Genomic DNA, 15,743 nt, shown 5'->3' on the forward strand with positions numbered 1-15,743 from the left:
AGGATAGGGTTTGCCAACAGGGAATTTTCGATTGACCAAACATTCACTTGTCGGTCATGGTGAGCGGCCCATGAGGATAGCATTGTATCAACCCGAGATTGCGGGAAATTTAGGAACGATTTTAAGGACTTGTGCATGTCTGGACGTGCCGGTTGATATCATAGAACCTTGTGGATTTCCGTTCAGTGATCGCAGTCTGAAACGGGCCGGAATGGATTATTTCGAGCATGTTCGCTATACCCGGCATGCCGACTGGGATACGTTCCGTGCGACCGTTGATTCCCTTGACGCCAGGATTATCCTGCTTTCCAGCAAGGCGGATGCACCGCATCATGGATTCGCATATCGCAAAAATGATATTCTTCTGTTCGGATCGGAAGGATCAGGAGTTCCCCTGACTGTACAGGAGCAATGCGATGGTAGAATCACCATCCCGATGAAACCTGGCATGCGTAGCTTGAATCTGGCAGTTTCGGCTGGCATGGCCTTGGGGGAAGCACTCAGACAAACAGGACAATTTCCGGAATGACGACAATATTAGATGACCAGCAGCGCACGGCCCAGACCTGGTTCAAGGAATTGCGTGACCAGATATGTGCGGAATTTGAGAAAATTGAATCGGAAGCGGATAGCGACGCGACCTTTGATTATCTGCCCTGGGATCGCGAGAATCCGGACGGCAGCCCTGGCGGCGGCGGCATCCAGGGGCTGATGAAAGGCAAGATTTTTGAAAAAGTCGGCGTGAATATTTCCACTGTTGACGGCTCTTTCAGCGAAGAATTCCAAGCCCAGATCAACGGCGCAGAGGATGATCCGCGCTTTTTTGCCACCGGCATCAGTCTGGTCGCGCATATGGCGAATCCGCATGTGCCCGCCGTGCACATGAATACGCGATTCCTGTGCACGACCAAACGCTGGTTTGGCGGTGGTGCCGATCTTAACCCGGCGATCGTCTATGACGAAGATACCGAAGAGTTTCATGCCCGATTCCGCTCGGCCTGCGCGCCGCACAACCCGGAATATTATCCCCGGTTCAAGAAATGGGCGGATGACTATTTCTACATTCCCCACCGCAAGGTGCACCGCGGCGTCGGCGGCATATTCTATGACCATATCGAACTGAACAAGGAATTGGACTTTGATCGCCATTTTGCCTTCACCCAGGATGTCGGCCGGGCTTTTCTCGACATATTTCCGAAACTGGTGCGCAAACGGATGGCAATGGAATGGACCGCGGAAGAAAAACAGCAGCAGCTGGAATGGCGCGGTCGCTATGCAGAGTTTAATCTGGTCTATGACCGGGGCACGACCTTCGGTCTCAAGACCGGCGGCAATGTCGACGCGATCTTGATGAGTCTGCCGCCCGAAGCCAAATGGACCTGAAGTCGAATGGACCCGAATGATGTGACGGAGCAGCTTCAGGATGTTCCCAGGGGTCATGTCGCGACGATCGTGACTCATCTGGAGATGCTGGAAAAACCGGCTTTGCCAGAGACCAATTCCAGCCTTGTTCTGGAAAGCTGGCCCAATCCGGCTACTGAGGACTATCGCGCGCTGTTCCGGAGGGTCGGCGAACCATGGCTGTGGATTTCGCGGCTATTGATGGATCAGGCAGAACTGAAAGCGATAATTGATGATCCGGCGGTTGAAATTTCGATCGTCCGCGATGGCGCAATGCCGGTCGGTTTTATCGAACTGGATTTCCGGCAATCCGGCCAGTGCGAAATTGCCTTTTTCGGACTGGTTCCCGAGCAGAATGGCAGGGGCCAGGGCCGCTGGATGATGGAACAGGCGCTGAAACAGGCGTGGCGAGACGGGATCAGACGCGTCTGGCTGCATACCTGCACACAGGATTCGCCGCGCGCCCTGCCCTTTTACCAGCGCTGCGGCTTCCGCATTTTCAAGCAGGAAACAGGCATGATGAAGGATCCGCGCCTGACCGGCCATTTGCCCCAGTCAGCCGCGCCGCATGTGCCTATATTCAGTTGAAGACTTCGCCTACGTCGGCTTTCTTGCCGGTCAGCTCGATATAGATGGACATGATCACGACGCTGAGCACGAGCTGGAAAAGCGTCCCGGTCAGCGAAGCCACAAGATTTTCGACAAATGGCCAGCCGGTGCCGCCGGTAGCCAGACCGGCAATGACGCCGGTGACCGCTTCCATGGCACCAATGGCAATCGTGCCGACCACCACAATGATCAGCGCGAACAACAGGATGGAGAAACCATTATTCTTCGTCAACGACCAGCTTTGCTTGAGCAATTCCATCGGATTGCGCTCGCCCCGGTCGGCGATCAACGCCGGTACCAATATCAGTCGAGCGGTCAGATACAGGCCGGGAATGATGAACAGGATGAACCCCGGCAGAGTCACCAAAGCGGTCAGCAGATTGGCGATCAGATAGATCACGAACAGTTTCAGCGCGGCGACCAGGTCTTCGGCGACGGTATTGTTGCGCGACGGGGCAAGGGAAAGATAAATCGCAAGACCGCCAAAGCTGATGATCAGATTGGAGGCCATGATCGGAATGGCATTATCATTGAAATAGGCCGAATAAATGGCAACAAGCGCATTCATGTCTTCATCGCCGGTGAAAACGGGTTGAGCGACATATTGCGCGAACAACAAGGTCGGCAGAAAGAGGAAAACGCCTGCAATGGCAATCATTGCCTCTTTATGCGCGCCGAGCAGGGCCATCGCGCCATTCCAGCATTGCATATAGTTGAGCTTCATGTTTTCGTTCCCGGATCCATTTCTCGATAGCCCGCCCTTGCCACCCGGCCAGCAAAAGTGCACGAAATTTCTATGAACGGTCCCAATGACATTGAATGGCGCATTTCGTCCGAAAAGGTCGATTATCCGGAAGCGCTCGCGGAAATGGAGCAGCGCAACGCCGCGGTTCACGCGGGGGACGCGAACGAGCTGATCTGGCTGCTCGAGCATCCGCCGCTCTATACCGCCGGAACCAGCTCCGATCCGGCGGAGCTGCTCAGCCAGGCCTTCCCTGTCTACGATACGGGCCGTGGTGGCCGGCATACCTATCATGGCCCGGGCCAGCGGGTTGGCTATATCATTCTCGACCTGAAGAAACGCAACGCGGATGTGCGCGCTTTTGTCCATGCGCTGGAGTACTGGGTGATTGCGGCGCTGGCCGAATTTGGCGTCGCAGCGCGGGCGGTGGAAGGCCGCGTCGGCATCTGGTGCGATACCCCGGACGGGCAGGAAGCCAAGATTGGCGCAATCGGGATCCGCATTCGCAAATGGGTGACGATGCACGGCTTCTCGGTCAATGTTGATCCCGATCTCGGCCATTTCAGCGGGATCATCCCCTGCGGGATCAGCGAATATCCCGTGACCAGCCTGGCCCAACTGGGTATCGCGATAGAGCTTCAGGAGTTTGACGAAGCGTTGCAAAAAACGGTTGGCGGTTTCCTGAAGGCGATTGATCACGACTGATTACAGGCTATGAAACCCAAGTTACCCATCGAAGATGAGAGGACAAGATCATGATCAAACTGACGAAAATTGCCGCTGCCGCAGCGGTAGCCCTGACGATTACTGCCTGTTCCGGCAACGACGCGCCGGATGCCGGTGACGTTACCGAAACCCGGATGGACGATGTTGATGTCATTGATGGCACGATCAGCGACGACATGGTCGATGTCGATACGATCAAGGAAGTCGACGCTACCGGCGCTGAAACGGACGATACGGCGGACAAGAAAACAGAGGCGGCGTCCGGGGAGAAAACTGATTCTTCGGAAAAGCCGTCAGAATAAAATATCAGGCCAGGCCGAGAATCTTGTGATTCTGTAATGACAGGCGCCATTTTGGATGGGCCTGGACAAAGGCGATCGCCTGTTCAAGATGGGCCTGACTGGCGGCCGGGTCTGCAATCGCGTCCTTGGGTTGCAGCAACAGATTGGCGAAGCTCCAGCCCTGCATTTCCTGCCAGTCGCTGCCGTCCTGCGGCCAGACCAGTTTCAGCTCATCACCCGAGCGCTGGACCGTCTCGCTTTGCGCCTTCGGGCTGATGCAGATCCAGTCAATCGTGCGCGGAACCGCAAGCGTGCCGTTCGATTCTATGGCGATGAAAAAGCCCTCGGCGTGCAGCGCGTCGATCAGAGCCTCGTCGACCTGCAGCATCGGTTCGCCGCCAGTCAGAACCACGAAGCGGGATTCGCGCTCGTCACCCCATGTCTCGGCCGCAGCCGTGGCGAGATCGCTGGCCGTCTTGAAACGCCCGCCCCCCTCTCCGTCCAGCCCGACAAAATCCGTGTCGCAAAACTGGCAGATCGCGGTGGCGCGATCCCGTTCCAGCCCGGACCAGAGATTGCAACCGGCGAAGCGGACAAACACCGCCCGGCGCCCGGCATGCACGCCTTCGCCCTGCAGGGTCAGGAATATTTCTTTGACCGCATAGCTCATGGGGCCGCGTATCGCGTCGGGTCGATTATACCGGCTTCTTCGAACCCCTTTTGCCGCAGGCGGCAGCTGTCGCACAGCCCACAAGGCAGATTATCGGCGGTCGGGTCATAGCAGGACCAGCTCCAGGCAGGGTCGAGGCCAAGCCGGATTGCTTCCTTGGCTATGTCTGCCTTGGTCATATATTGAAGCGGTGTCCGGATGTGAAAGCCGCTACCCTGATCTCCGGCCCTGGTGGCCAGATCGGCCAGTCGCTCGAACCCCTCGATAAATTCGGGGCGGCAGTCCGGATAGCCGGAATAATCCAGCGCGTTCACACCGATGAATATATCCCGTGCCTCCCTGGCCTCAGCCAGTCCGAGAGTCAGCGACAGGAAAATCAGGTTGCGGGCGGGCACATAGGTCACCGGAATATCATCGGTAACCCCGGTCTTTGGCACATCAATATCAGCGGTCAGCGCCGATCCGCCAAAGCGGCTGAGATCGAGCGGCAAGGTGATATGTTCGACCACGCCGAGCTTGGCGGCAATTTTCTGCGCCGATTGCAGTTCGATCTTGTGCCGCTGATTATAGTCAATGGTCAGCGCAATCAGCCGATAGCCCTGCTCTGCAGCGAGCGCTGCAGACACCATCGAGTCCAGTCCACCGGACAATAATATGATCGCTGTTTTTGATTCGGAAGTCATGATGGGTCCCGCTAATGACCTTACCCGCGCGGTGCAAGTTTTGCGCGTGTATCGTGCCTAGCAACTGCCGGTGCGGCGGCCTTCGACAGTGAAGGAAAATGGCGCATTATTGCGGATACCCTGAGAGAATATCTGCACCAGACCGCTGGATTCCTTTTTGATTTCGGTAACGCCCTGGCCGGCACTTCCGCATTTATAGCTGACGCGAAGCTTCTTCGGGTCATTTTCTATAACGTAGCGGGTACAATTTGCGTTGCCATGCTGGATTTGCAGCAGCAATTCGGGATTTCCCAGGCAGATTTTTTGGCCGGGTTCGCGAGAACCCCGTTCTTTCAATGTCCACTCCCCCTGCGTGAGCCCGTCGAGCAAGGCAAAACCAGGTGTCTGTGCCGGGGCAGCAATCGCAAATCCGGACAGGACGGCGGCTGTTGCGCTGATGAATTTGATCAGTTTCAAGCCTTTCATTGATATTCTCCGTTCTGTTGTTTGCGTCGTCAATCTCTTGCAAATATTGTCATAAATGCGAATTGTGGCCTATTTCGTCTATAATTGCGGCAAATCATAGGAGGTTTTCGACAATCCTTGCTGATTGCCATATCCGCTGCGGCCCTCAGTTGTTCAGGCTGGCGCGCGTAATCATGAATGTCTTGCTGCAAAATGCGCAATCAATTGCAATATTTCCTGATTCGTCGACCATATCTTCCTTATCTTCTTTCGGGAAACGCGCGATCACGTCCCGGATATGATCTTCATTACAGCGGCATCCCTTAACGCACGGTTTACCGCTCAAAAGCCTCACTTCGTCGCTCTCGCTGAAAAGGCGCCACAAGATATCCTCCAGCGGCAGCGTGATATCGGTCAGTTCTGCTGCGCGAACACTGCCGCCCATGATCTCGACATGTTCCCATTCCGGGTGGTCCAGTTGCACATGCAGCCGTTCGCGGCCTTCTTCCCCTTCGGGAAGATGCTGCACCAAAAGCCCGCCAGCGGATATCCGCCCGGCGGTCTCGTCGACGGCAACCCGGATCAGCGTTGGAATCTGCTCTGACTGGAAGAAATAATTCTGTACCGCTTCCGCGAGACTGGCTCCTTCCAGCGGCACGATGCCCTGATTGCGGCCACGGGGCTCTGGCAGATCAAAGGTAATCGCAAGATAGCCTTTGCCAAACAGCGCCATCAGGCTGGGTTCGACCGGTTGAGCGGCGAGCCGGTCGCGATCGAATTCAACATAACCGCGCAGAGCGCCGTCCTTATAGTCACAGGCGAGCAGGCTGATCACGCCGGCTTCGGTTTGCGCCTGCAATGTCAGTTGCGACCCCTCATCCTTGAGCAAAGCGCCCAGCATGGCGGTCAGGCAGACAGCTTCCGCCAATATGTCCCGGATCATCGGCGGATAGTCATGGGCCGCCAGAATATCGTCAAGCACAGGGCCAAGCCGGACCACTCGCCCCCGGCAATTTTTCGCCGGGATCGCAAAGGATAATATGTTGTCGGTCAGTGCCATATCCACCATCAGATCTGACCAAAACACCAGCGAAGCACCGATTTTTGCGCATGAATCCGGTTTTCCGCTTCGTCCCAGACCACTGACTGCGGACCATCGATGACCGATGGCATGACTTCCTCGCCCCGATGCGCGGGCAGACAGTGCAGGAACAGCGCATCCGGCTTGGCCTGCTCCATCATCACGTCATTGACCTGATAGGGCATCATCGCGGCGAGCTTGTCGTCCGCATGTTCCTGACCCATCGACACCCAGGTATCGGTGACAACGACATCCGCGCCAGCCACCGCTTCATTCTCGTCGCGGTGGATCGAGATATTGGCACCGGCGGCCCGGGCTTGTTTTATGAACTCCGGGTCGGAATCATAGCCTTGCGGGCAACCGATCCGGACATTGAACTTCATCAGGCCGGCGGCTTCGACAAAGCTGTTGAGGACATTATTGCCATCGCCCAGCCAGGCAATTTCGAGACCCGGCAAGGCTTTGCCATGTTCGACCAAAGTCAGCAGATCGGCAATGATCTGGCAGGGATGCGACAAGTCGGTGAGGCCGTTGATCACCGGCACGCTGGCATTTGCTGCCATATCCTCGATTTTCGCATGATCGTCGGTCCGGATCATGATCGCGTCGCACATGCGGGAGAGGACCTTGGCGGTATCCGCCACGCTTTCCCCGCGCCCGAGCTGCATCGAGCCGCTGTCCATGACGATACTGGTACCGCCAAGCTGACGGATGGCGATATCGAACGACACCCGGGTCCGGGTGCTGCTCTTTTCAAAGATCATCGCCAGCGCATGATTGGCCAGAGGCTTGTCCGCATCCGGCTTGCCCTTGAGCCAGCCTGCGCGCGCCGCCTTGCGATCAATCGCATCGGATATCATGGCGGCAACCGCATCGCCGCCGGCATCGGCGAGATTGAGGAAATGCCGGCTCATGCTGCTGGAGCCACATAATCAGCCGCACCAGCGGACAGTTTCTCGATAAACGTCGCAATGTGGCTGTCATCAATATTCAGAGGCGGCAACACTCGGAACGTATTGTCCCCGGCAGCCACCGTCAGCAGACCGTGATTGTCGCGGAGATGAGCGACAAAGGATCGTGTTTCCTGTTTCATCATGATGCCGAGCATCATGCCCTTGCCGCGCACGCCAATGAACAGGTCAGGATAATTGCCGATAAACTGTTCGATCGCCGCGCGCAGCTTGTCGCCGGTCGACCGGACATTTTCCAGAAATTCATCATTGGCAACCACGTCCCAGACCGCATTGCCAGCGGCCATCGCCAGCGGATTGCCACCATAGGTGGAACCATGGGTTCCAACCACCATGCCGCGCGCCGCGTCTTCGGTCGCCAGACAGGCACCCAAGGGGAAGCCGCCGCCGATACCCTTGGCGGTCGCAACAATGTCTGGGGTGACGCCATATAGTTCATGGGCATAAAGTGCGCCGGTGCGCGCGACGCCGCATTGCACCTCGTCAAGCACCAGCAAGATGCCATGTTTGTCGGCCAGATCGCGCAAGCCCTTCATGAACTCGTCCGAGGCGGGACGGACGCCGCCTTCACCCTGAATCGGTTCGACCAGAAACGCAGCGGTTTTGTCGGTGATGGCGGCAGCAGCCCCTGCGAGATCATCAAAATCGACATATTTGAATCCGCCAAGCAACGGCGAAAAGCCGTGATGCATTTTTTCCTGATTGGAAGCCGAGATGGTTGCCATCGTCCGGCCATGAAAGGCGTTTTTGAATGTGATAATCTCGAACCGGTCGCTGCCTGCCGATTGATGATAGGCACGAGCCGCCTTGATCGCGCACTCGACGGCTTCGGCACCGCTATTGGTGAAGAACACAGTGTCGGCAAAGGTCGTGTCGACCAGACGTTGTGCGAATTTCTCGCCTTGCGGGCTGCCATAGAGATTCGAGACATGCATCAGCGTCGCTGCCTGATCCTGGATCGCCTTGGTCAGATGCGGATGGCCGTGGCCGAGCAGATTGACCGCAATGCCGCTGGCGAAATCCAGCGCCCGCGATCCGTCTTCGGAAATCAGCCAGGCGCCCTCGCCTCGGACAGGACGAAAACCACACCGAGGATATACGGGCATGAGCGGGGTAATCGTCATCTTATTTTCCTTCCAACAACGGGACGCAAACAAAATAGAAAAGGCGACCCGACTGGCCGCCTCTCGAAACAGGCGGCTCTTATATGCCGCTTCATGAAGGTGGTCAATCGTGGTAGAGTGCAGCATCCGTCATGCCGCGAACGATCGGCCTGATTGACTGTTCTGATCACACAGACAGGGATAATTCGTTTAGCGCGCCGATCGGCCTATAGTAAGTAATGCGATGGGTGACCAGCGACAGAGACGCGGCACCAACACAGGAGATGTTCACATGGATATGAAAACAACCGATTCCCCCGAAGGTTGCCCATTGGGTTTTGACGGCGGCGTCCGCGCCCTGCTCGGCAGGCAGAACCGCGACTGGTGGCCGAACCAGCTGCAACTCGACATATTGACCCAGAACGGCATTTCCCCCGATCCGATGGGCCCTGATTTCGACTATGCCGAAGCTTTCAAGTCGCTTGATTACACAGCGCTGAAGAAAGACCTGACGGCATTGATGACCGACAGTCAGCCCTGGTGGCCCGCCGATTATGGCCACTACGGCCCATTCTTCATCCGCATGGCCTGGCACGCGGCGGGCACCTATCGCACCGCTGACGGCCGCGGTGGTGCCGGCGAAGGGCAGCAGCGTTTCGCCCCGCTCAACAGCTGGCCGGACAATGCCAATCTCGACAAGGCGCGCCGGCTGCTCTGGCCGATCAAGCAGAAATATGGCGAAAAGATCAGCTGGGCCGACCTGATGATCCTCACCGGCAATGTCGCCATTGAATCGATGGGTGGCCCGACATTCGGTTTCGGCGGCGGTCGCAATGACAGCTATGAACCGCAGCGCGACATCTATTGGGGCAGCGAGGATAAATGGGTCAATACCGGAGCCGAGACCCGGATCGCCGAGGACAAGACGCTGGAAAATCCGCTGGCAGCGATCCAGATGGGCCTGATCTACGTCAATCCGGAAGGCCCGGGCGGCAATCCCGATCCGGCGCTTTCGGCGCGTGACATTCGCGAAACCTTCGATCGTATGGCGATGAATGACGAGGAAACCGTCGCGCTTACCGCTGGCGGCCATACGTTCGGCAAATGCCACGGCGCCGGCGATGCCGCTCTGCTCGGCCCTGAACCAGAAGGCGAAGATATTGCAGCGCAAGGCTTTGGCTGGAACAGCAAATATGAGAGCGGTGTCGGTGGACATGCTATCACCTCGGGCCTCGAAGGCGCGTGGACCCCGACCCCGATCCAGTGGACGATGAACTATTTCCACATGCTGCTCGATTATGAATATGAGCTGGTGCACAGCCCGGCTGGTGCACAGCAATGGCAGCCGATCGGCCAGAAACCGGATGATATGGCCCCTGCGGCGGACGATCCATCGAAAAAAGTTCCAACGATGATGACCACCGCCGACATGGCGATGAAGGTCGATCCTGCCTATCGCAAGATATCGGAACATTTTCGCGACAATCCCGACGCCTTTGCCGATGCCTTTGCCCGCGCCTGGTTCAAGCTGACCCATCGCGACATGGGGCCGAAGGTCCGCTATCTCGGTTCGGAAGTGCCGGCAGAAGACCTGATCTGGCAGGATCCGGTTCCCGCCGGTCATGTGCCGAGCGACAGCGAGATTGCCGACATGAAGCAGGCAATACTCGGCAGCGGACTCAGCGTTTCCGAACTGGTGAAAGCAGCCTGGGCCTCGGCCTCGACCCATCGCCATTCGGATCACCGGGGCGGCGCCAATGGCGCGCGTGTCCGGCTTGCCCCGCAGAAAGACTGGGCGGTCAATGATCCGGCAGAACTGGCGAAAGTCCTGACGAAGCTGGAAGAGATCAAGGGCGACAGCCCGATCTCGATGGCCGACATGATCGTGCTTGGCGGCACGGCTGCGGTCGAGAAGGCAGCGAAAGATGCCGGCATCGATATCGTCGTTCCATTCACTGGCGGTCGCGGCGATGCCACCGACGAAATGACCGATGCCGACAGCTTCGATCCGCTCGAGCCCAAGGCCGATGCCTTCCGCAACTATCTGTCGGCAAAACATTCGGTGCCAACCGAGGAATTGATGCTCGACCGGGCGTCGCTGATGCAACTCAGCCCGCCGGAGATGACGGTGCTGGTCGGTGGCCTGCGCGTTCTTGGTGCCAATGCCGGGAATATTCGGGATGGCATATTGACCGACCGGGTCGGCCAGCTGACCAATGATTATTTCGTCAATCTGCTCGACATGAAGACAGTATGGAACGTCGTCGAAACCAGCAATGACGAACAATATATCGGCAGCGATCGTCAATCCGGCGAGCAAAAGTGGACGGCAACGCGGTCCGATCTTGTCTTCGGTTCCAATTCGCAGCTGCGTGCCATTGCCGAAGTCTATGCCGAGAACGGCCATGAACGGAAGTTCGTCAGCGACTTTGTCGCCGCCTGGACCAAGGTCATGAACGCCGACCGCTTTGATCTGGCCTGATATTGGCTGACTGAAATCAATCGAATACCCGCAGAAACGGCCCGCTGGAAAAATTCAGCGGGCCGTTTTTGTGGCAGCTTGCAAGCATCGATGATCTATGCCGATCCGGCTTTCGCGGCTTCCCAGTTCTGGCCGTCAAATTTTGTGATGGTCGGGGTCAGCCCGTGACCGTCATCAAGGCAGTGATAATTCACGCTCCAGCAATCCGGATGGGACCTTGGCTGATAGAAGCTTTTGACGCCGCAATATTGGCAAAACAGATGATCCGCCTGCCCGCTGCCAAATCTGTAGCTGGTCAGATCATCTGCGCCCTTCAGCAAGCTGAATTCCTGATGCGGGACGAACATATGCAGAAAGCCGGTCCGCGCGCAGATCGAGCAATTGCAGTCGAGCATTTCCGGGGAATTTTCGACAGAGGCTTCAAAGCGGACAGCGCCGCAATGGCAACCGCCGGTGACCCTGGCCTTCACTCGGCTTCACCCGGATCGGCCATTTCCCGAGGCCGCGGCTGAAAGCGCAATGATAGCGGCGTGATGTAACCACTGTTGTTGATGCGGATGCGAACAATGCCCTGCAATTTTGCATTGGCCAGCTTTGTTTCATAATCGCCAGCGGCTTGCTGCGGCACGTAAATCCGGTCGCGGATCAGCCCGTCATCGCCTTCTTCGCTCCACGGATTTGCATTTGCCGTTGCATCGCAGACCGACGCCGATGATGGATCCGGTACAGTCAGGTCCTGCACTTCCACGCTCTCGATAGCTGGCGCAGTTCCGATGATGCACAGACTTGTCTGCGATACCGACCATGCCGGAACCTCATCCTCCTGAACGGCGGGCCAGTCGTAGCGAAACTGCACATAATGTCCGCGCAGCAAATCCCGCGGGTCATAGCCGGCAATCGGCACATCCCACTCGGTCCCCTGATCCGATTCTCTTTCCGCCAGCAACCAGATCAGGCCAAGCCCGACCAGCGGCAGCAGCAACGCCAGCGGCAGGAAGAAGCGACGATAGCGGTTCATTGGTCGCCTCCATCACTGGTCTGCTGGGCAGCCGGTGCTTTGCTCGGAGCGAGCGCTTTGGAAATGCGATAGGCGATAACGGCAATGGCAATGGTGATCGCACCCGCGAATATCAGCCCGAGCCCGCTGCTCAAAAGATCTGATGCCAGTTCAAAACTCAAAACGATCAGGCGCAGCGCCATGATCGCGACGACCGCCTGGAACAGATTTCTCCGTCCGGAATATATCGCGCTCCAGCCAATGGCAGCCCAGAATGCCATGAACAATATCGCGTTGACCAATGGCTCGGCAGATTGTGTGATGCTGCTGACGAAACTTATGATGGCGGCAGCGATCAGAATCACGGCCATGCTGATGCCGGAGGCGGAGCGCTTGAAGACATAGATGAATATCGCAGCAGCGCTCCATAGCCCCAACTGGATGGCAGCGACCGTAGCGATATTATCTTCTGATCCGGAAAAACCGCCTTCGGTCAAGCCATCTGCTATTAGTTTGAGCGTCACGCCGGCAACAAATGACGCCAGCGAGAATTGGCCAACTTGCTTCCAGAAATCCTGTCGGGAGCTGATTTTCATCACGAAAATCGCGACGAGCAGCGCCAGGATTGGCACGCTGGTGATGACTGCGATGTAGATCGACGGCGGCTCACTGATCTGTTGAGAATACCAGCTCAAATGCGCGATAGCGGTGCCCAGAAGCCCCACCATCCAGAGCAGGGAAATCAGCCAGCCCCGGCCCGCCAGCAGCAACAGCGGCGAAAATAGCAACAGCCAGGTCGCCAACGGCTGCCATAATGGCGAACTGGTTTGATAGACCTGGCCGAGATGGCCGAAAAAAGTCGCGCCAAGAACCGCCAGGATGAACAGCAATACATCCTTCAAATATAGGCCGAGAAAGCCTTTGCGTGGCTGGAGGAGAAAAATTGCTGCGGCAATGCCCGCGATCAACAAGCCGTGAACCGCGAGGCGGACCATCCCCGGAATGTCGTCCCAATTGGCTGCAACCAGGGAGACTATGCCCAGGCCGATAGCCAGAGCGCCCAGTCCAATCAGCGACCAGAGCCCCAGAGGCCGTGAACGATCGGCTTCATATTCCCGGATGCGCCGCGCTGTGTCCGCGTCGATCAGACCCGCATTCAGCCAAATTTTTACTTTTCTGTCAGACAATCGCTAATCCCTGCTGCACCAAAAAAGCTACGCGAGACTGGAAGCTAAGGCAAGTTCAGCTGTCACAAGCAGCTTCTGCCTGCGGTTGCCGGATCAATCCCGGACCTCGGTGGTATGGATGTCAATCCTGTTTTCCAATGTCCGGTGGACCGGGCATTTCTGCGCGATTCCAAGGAGCTTTTGGCGCTGCTCTTTGGTCAGGTCGCCTTTCAGGGTGATGGAACGATCGATCACATCGATCCGGTTGTCCTCATTGTTGCAGCTGCGGCAGTCTTCGACATGTTCGCGACTATGTTCGAGCACGATATACACGCCCTCCAGCGGAATGCCCTTGCGGTCGGCGTACATTTTCATCGTCATCGACGTGCAGCTACCCAGCGCCGCGAGCAGCAGGTCATAAGGCGATGGACCGCTATCTGTGCCGCCCAATGACTCGGGCTCATCAGCAAGAAAGACATGTTTGCCAACCCGAACCGTCTGCTGGAACTTGCCGCTGGCGGTCTCGACCGACACGAGAGAGGGATTGGTGGCCATGATTATTCCACCGTGACCGATTTCGCGAGATTGCGGGGTTGATCAACATCGGTGCCCTTGATCACTGCGACATGATAAGCGAGCAACTGAACCGGCACGGCATAGACCAGCGGTGCGATCAGCGGATGAACTTTCGGCATTTCGATGGTGGCCATGCAGCCTGTTCCGGCTTCGGCAATACCTTCGGCGTCGGAGATCAGCACGACCTTGCCACCCCGGGCCATGACTTCCTGCATATTCGAGACGGTTTTTTCGAACAACGGACCGGATGGTGCCAGCACGATCACCGGCACGGCTTCGTCGATCAGGGCGATCGGGCCATGTTTCATCTCGCCCGAGGCATAGCCTTCGGCATGAATATAGCTGATTTCCTTGAGCTTGAGCGCGCCTTCCAGCGCCAGCGGATATTCCGGACCACGCCCCAGATAGAGGACGTCCCGCGCAGGCGCGATGAGATGCGCCATATTGGCAATATCCTCATCATGGGCCAGCGCGGCGTTCAGCGCCGCCGGAGCTTCGGTCAGATGCCTGACCACATCGCGTTCCTCGTCCCGGGTCATCTTGCCCTTCACCACAGCGAGATGCGCGGCAAGCGCTGCCAGAACCGCAAGCTGACAGGAGAATGCCTTGGTCGAGGCGACGCCGATTTCCGGGCCAGCATGGGTGGGTAGCAACAGATCCGCCTCACGCGCCATGCTGCTGGTCGGAACATTGACGACCACCGCGATCTTCTGGCCATTTTCTTTCGAATGGCGCAGCGCCGCCAGCGTATCGGCGGTTTCGCCGGATTGGGAAATAAACAACGCCAGACCGCCTGGTTCGTAAACCGGATCGCGATAGCGAAATTCCGAAGCGAAATCCAAATCGACCGGCACCCGGGCAAAGGATTCAAACCAATATTTGGCAACCATCCCGGCATAATAGCTGGTTCCGCAGGCAACGATGGTGATCCGCTTGATATCGCGCAAATCGAAATCCATTTGCGGCAGCGCCACTTGCTGTTCGAGAGAGCGGATATAGCTTTGCAATGTTTGCGCGACCACGGTCGGCTGCTCGAAAATCTCCTTCTGCATGAAATGGCGATAATTGCCCTTTTCGATAGTCGCAGCGGATACGCCGGATGTGGTGATTTCGCGCTCTACCAGAATATTGTCCTTGTCATAGATGGACGCGCCATCCCGGGTGATGACCACCCAGTCGCCTTCTTCGAGATAGGCAATTTTCTGGGTCAGCGGTGCCAGCGCCAGGGCGTCGGAACCGAGATACATCTCGCCATCGCCATAGCCGACCACCAAGGGCGATCCGAGCCGCGCGCCGATCAACAGGTCGGGCTGCGCGCGGAAGGCAATGGCCAGGGCAAAGGCACCGCGCAATAAAGGCAGTACCGCTTTGACCGCCTCTTCCGGGGATTTTCCCGCTTCAACCTGTTCGCTGACCAGATGCGCCACCACTTCAGAATCGGTCTCACTCTCGAACGAGCGACCGCGCGCGCTCAGTTGCTGACGCAGGCTCTTGAAATTCTCGATAATGCCATTGTGCACCAGCGCCACTTCGCCGGTGGCATGGGGATGGGCATTGTTGGTGGTGGGCGCACCGTGGGTCGCCCAGCGGGTGTGCGCAATCCCGATATTGCCCGCGGCATCATCACTTTTCAGCACCTGCACCAGATTGGCAAGCTTGCCCTCCGCCCGGCGGCGGATCAGCTGGCCGTCGTGCACGGTGCAGACACCGGCGCTGTCATAGCCGCGATATTCCATGCGCTTCAAACCGTCGACGAGACGATCCGAGACAGCTTCCTTGCCAACAATTCCAATAATTCCGCACATGGCTTT

General features: G+C 57.3%; 18 protein-coding genes. 6 read left to right on the forward strand and 12 right to left on the reverse strand.

Annotation, left to right across the window (positions count from 1 at the left end; all coding sequences use genetic code 11):
* Positions 1-70: 70 nt before the first annotated feature.
* Genes V7665_RS03525 through V7665_RS03535 form a run of 3 tightly spaced genes read left to right on the forward strand, consistent with a single transcriptional unit; the run spans position 71 to position 1,989 of the window.
* Entirely contained in the window at positions 71-529 is a 459-nt protein-coding gene (locus V7665_RS03525; RefSeq protein ID WP_335663188.1) for a tRNA (cytidine(34)-2'-O)-methyltransferase, read from the forward strand.
* A complete protein-coding gene (gene hemF, locus V7665_RS03530; RefSeq protein ID WP_335663151.1) occupies positions 526-1,383 on the forward strand; it encodes an oxygen-dependent coproporphyrinogen oxidase in 858 nt (285 codons plus the stop codon). Before V7665_RS03525 ends, hemF begins: the two co-directional genes overlap by 4 nt.
* Before the next feature lie 6 nt (positions 1,384-1,389).
* Entirely contained in the window at positions 1,390-1,989 is a 600-nt protein-coding gene (locus tag V7665_RS03535; RefSeq protein ID WP_335663152.1) for a GNAT family N-acetyltransferase, read from the forward strand.
* Here V7665_RS03535 and V7665_RS03540 read toward each other — a convergent pair.
* Positions 1,982-2,734 (reverse strand): hypothetical protein, encoded by a 753-nt coding sequence (locus V7665_RS03540; RefSeq protein ID WP_335663153.1) that lies wholly within the window; start codon positions 2,732-2,734, stop codon positions 1,982-1,984. The two genes, V7665_RS03535 and V7665_RS03540, sit on opposite strands and share 8 nt — an antisense overlap.
* Positions 2,735-2,806: 72 nt before the next feature.
* Here V7665_RS03540 and lipB point away from each other — a divergent pair, with 72 nt between their 5' ends.
* Together lipB and V7665_RS03550 are read left to right on the forward strand one after the other, a co-directional pair.
* Positions 2,807-3,457 carry a lipoyl(octanoyl) transferase LipB gene (gene lipB, locus V7665_RS03545; RefSeq protein WP_335663154.1) on the forward strand — a complete coding sequence of 217 codons (651 nt, stop codon included), beginning with the start codon at positions 2,807-2,809 and terminating at the stop codon, positions 3,455-3,457.
* Between the two features lie 50 nt (positions 3,458-3,507).
* Positions 3,508-3,780: a hypothetical protein gene (locus V7665_RS03550; protein ID WP_335663155.1), complete on the forward strand. Its 273-nt coding sequence runs from the start codon at positions 3,508-3,510 to the stop codon at positions 3,778-3,780.
* 4 nt (positions 3,781-3,784) lie between these two features.
* Here V7665_RS03550 and queE read toward each other — a convergent pair whose 3' ends face one another.
* The 6 genes from queE to V7665_RS03580 all read right to left on the reverse strand — a co-directional run bounded on the left by queE (position 3,785) and on the right by V7665_RS03580 (position 8,732).
* Positions 3,785-4,429: a 7-carboxy-7-deazaguanine synthase gene (gene queE, locus V7665_RS03555; RefSeq protein ID WP_335663156.1), complete on the reverse strand. Its 645-nt coding sequence runs from the start codon at positions 4,427-4,429 to the stop codon at positions 3,785-3,787.
* Positions 4,426-5,112, reverse strand: a complete 687-nt coding sequence (gene queC / locus V7665_RS03560) for a 7-cyano-7-deazaguanine synthase QueC (protein ID WP_335663157.1) — start codon at positions 5,110-5,112, stop codon at positions 4,426-4,428. Before queC ends, queE begins: the two co-directional genes overlap by 4 nt.
* Before the next feature lie 57 nt (positions 5,113-5,169).
* Positions 5,170-5,577: a DUF3617 domain-containing protein gene (locus tag V7665_RS03565; protein ID WP_335663158.1), complete on the reverse strand. Its 408-nt coding sequence runs from the start codon at positions 5,575-5,577 to the stop codon at positions 5,170-5,172.
* A gap of 145 nt (positions 5,578-5,722) precedes the next feature.
* Positions 5,723-6,616, reverse strand: a complete 894-nt coding sequence (hslO, locus tag V7665_RS03570; RefSeq protein ID WP_335663159.1) for an Hsp33 family molecular chaperone HslO — start codon at positions 6,614-6,616, stop codon at positions 5,723-5,725.
* 8 nt (positions 6,617-6,624) lie between these two features.
* Positions 6,625-7,551, reverse strand: coding sequence for an ornithine carbamoyltransferase (gene argF, locus V7665_RS03575; protein WP_335663160.1), 927 nt, complete (start codon positions 7,549-7,551; stop codon positions 6,625-6,627).
* Entirely contained in the window at positions 7,548-8,732 is a 1,185-nt protein-coding gene (locus tag V7665_RS03580; RefSeq protein ID WP_335663161.1) for an aspartate aminotransferase family protein, read from the reverse strand. The genes argF and V7665_RS03580 overlap by 4 nt, the downstream gene beginning before the upstream one ends.
* Before the next feature lie 271 nt (positions 8,733-9,003).
* Here V7665_RS03580 and katG point away from each other — a divergent pair, with 271 nt between their 5' ends.
* Positions 9,004-11,193 (forward strand): catalase/peroxidase HPI, encoded by a 2,190-nt coding sequence (gene katG, locus V7665_RS03585; protein ID WP_335663162.1) that lies wholly within the window; start codon positions 9,004-9,006, stop codon positions 11,191-11,193.
* Positions 11,194-11,288: 95 nt separating this feature from the next.
* Here the strand turns inward: katG and V7665_RS03590 are convergent, their stop codons facing one another.
* The 5 genes from V7665_RS03590 to glmS all read right to left on the reverse strand — a co-directional run bounded on the left by V7665_RS03590 (position 11,289) and on the right by glmS (position 15,737).
* Positions 11,289-11,663 (reverse strand): GFA family protein, encoded by a 375-nt coding sequence (locus V7665_RS03590; RefSeq protein WP_335663163.1) that lies wholly within the window; start codon positions 11,661-11,663, stop codon positions 11,289-11,291.
* Positions 11,660-12,211 carry a GDYXXLXY domain-containing protein gene (locus tag V7665_RS03595; protein WP_335663164.1) on the reverse strand — a complete coding sequence of 184 codons (552 nt, stop codon included), beginning with the start codon at positions 12,209-12,211 and terminating at the stop codon, positions 11,660-11,662. Before V7665_RS03595 ends, V7665_RS03590 begins: the two co-directional genes overlap by 4 nt.
* The gene (locus tag V7665_RS03600) at positions 12,208-13,377 is read right to left on the reverse strand and encodes a DUF2157 domain-containing protein (protein ID WP_335663165.1); all 1,170 of its coding nucleotides are present in this window, start codon (positions 13,375-13,377) and stop codon (positions 12,208-12,210) included. Before V7665_RS03600 ends, V7665_RS03595 begins: the two co-directional genes overlap by 4 nt.
* Positions 13,378-13,470: 93 nt before the next feature.
* Complete coding sequence (locus V7665_RS03605; protein ID WP_335663166.1) at positions 13,471-13,911, reverse strand: OsmC family protein; 441 nt, start codon at positions 13,909-13,911, stop codon at positions 13,471-13,473.
* Between the two features lie 2 nt (positions 13,912-13,913).
* The gene (glmS, locus tag V7665_RS03610; RefSeq protein ID WP_335663167.1) at positions 13,914-15,737 is read right to left on the reverse strand and encodes a glutamine--fructose-6-phosphate transaminase (isomerizing); all 1,824 of its coding nucleotides are present in this window, start codon (positions 15,735-15,737) and stop codon (positions 13,914-13,916) included.
* Positions 15,738-15,743: the final 6 nt, after the last annotated feature.

The sequence above is a fragment of the Parasphingorhabdus sp. genome (assembly GCF_036964675.1).
Classification (GTDB): Bacteria; Pseudomonadota; Alphaproteobacteria; order Sphingomonadales; family Sphingomonadaceae; genus Parasphingorhabdus.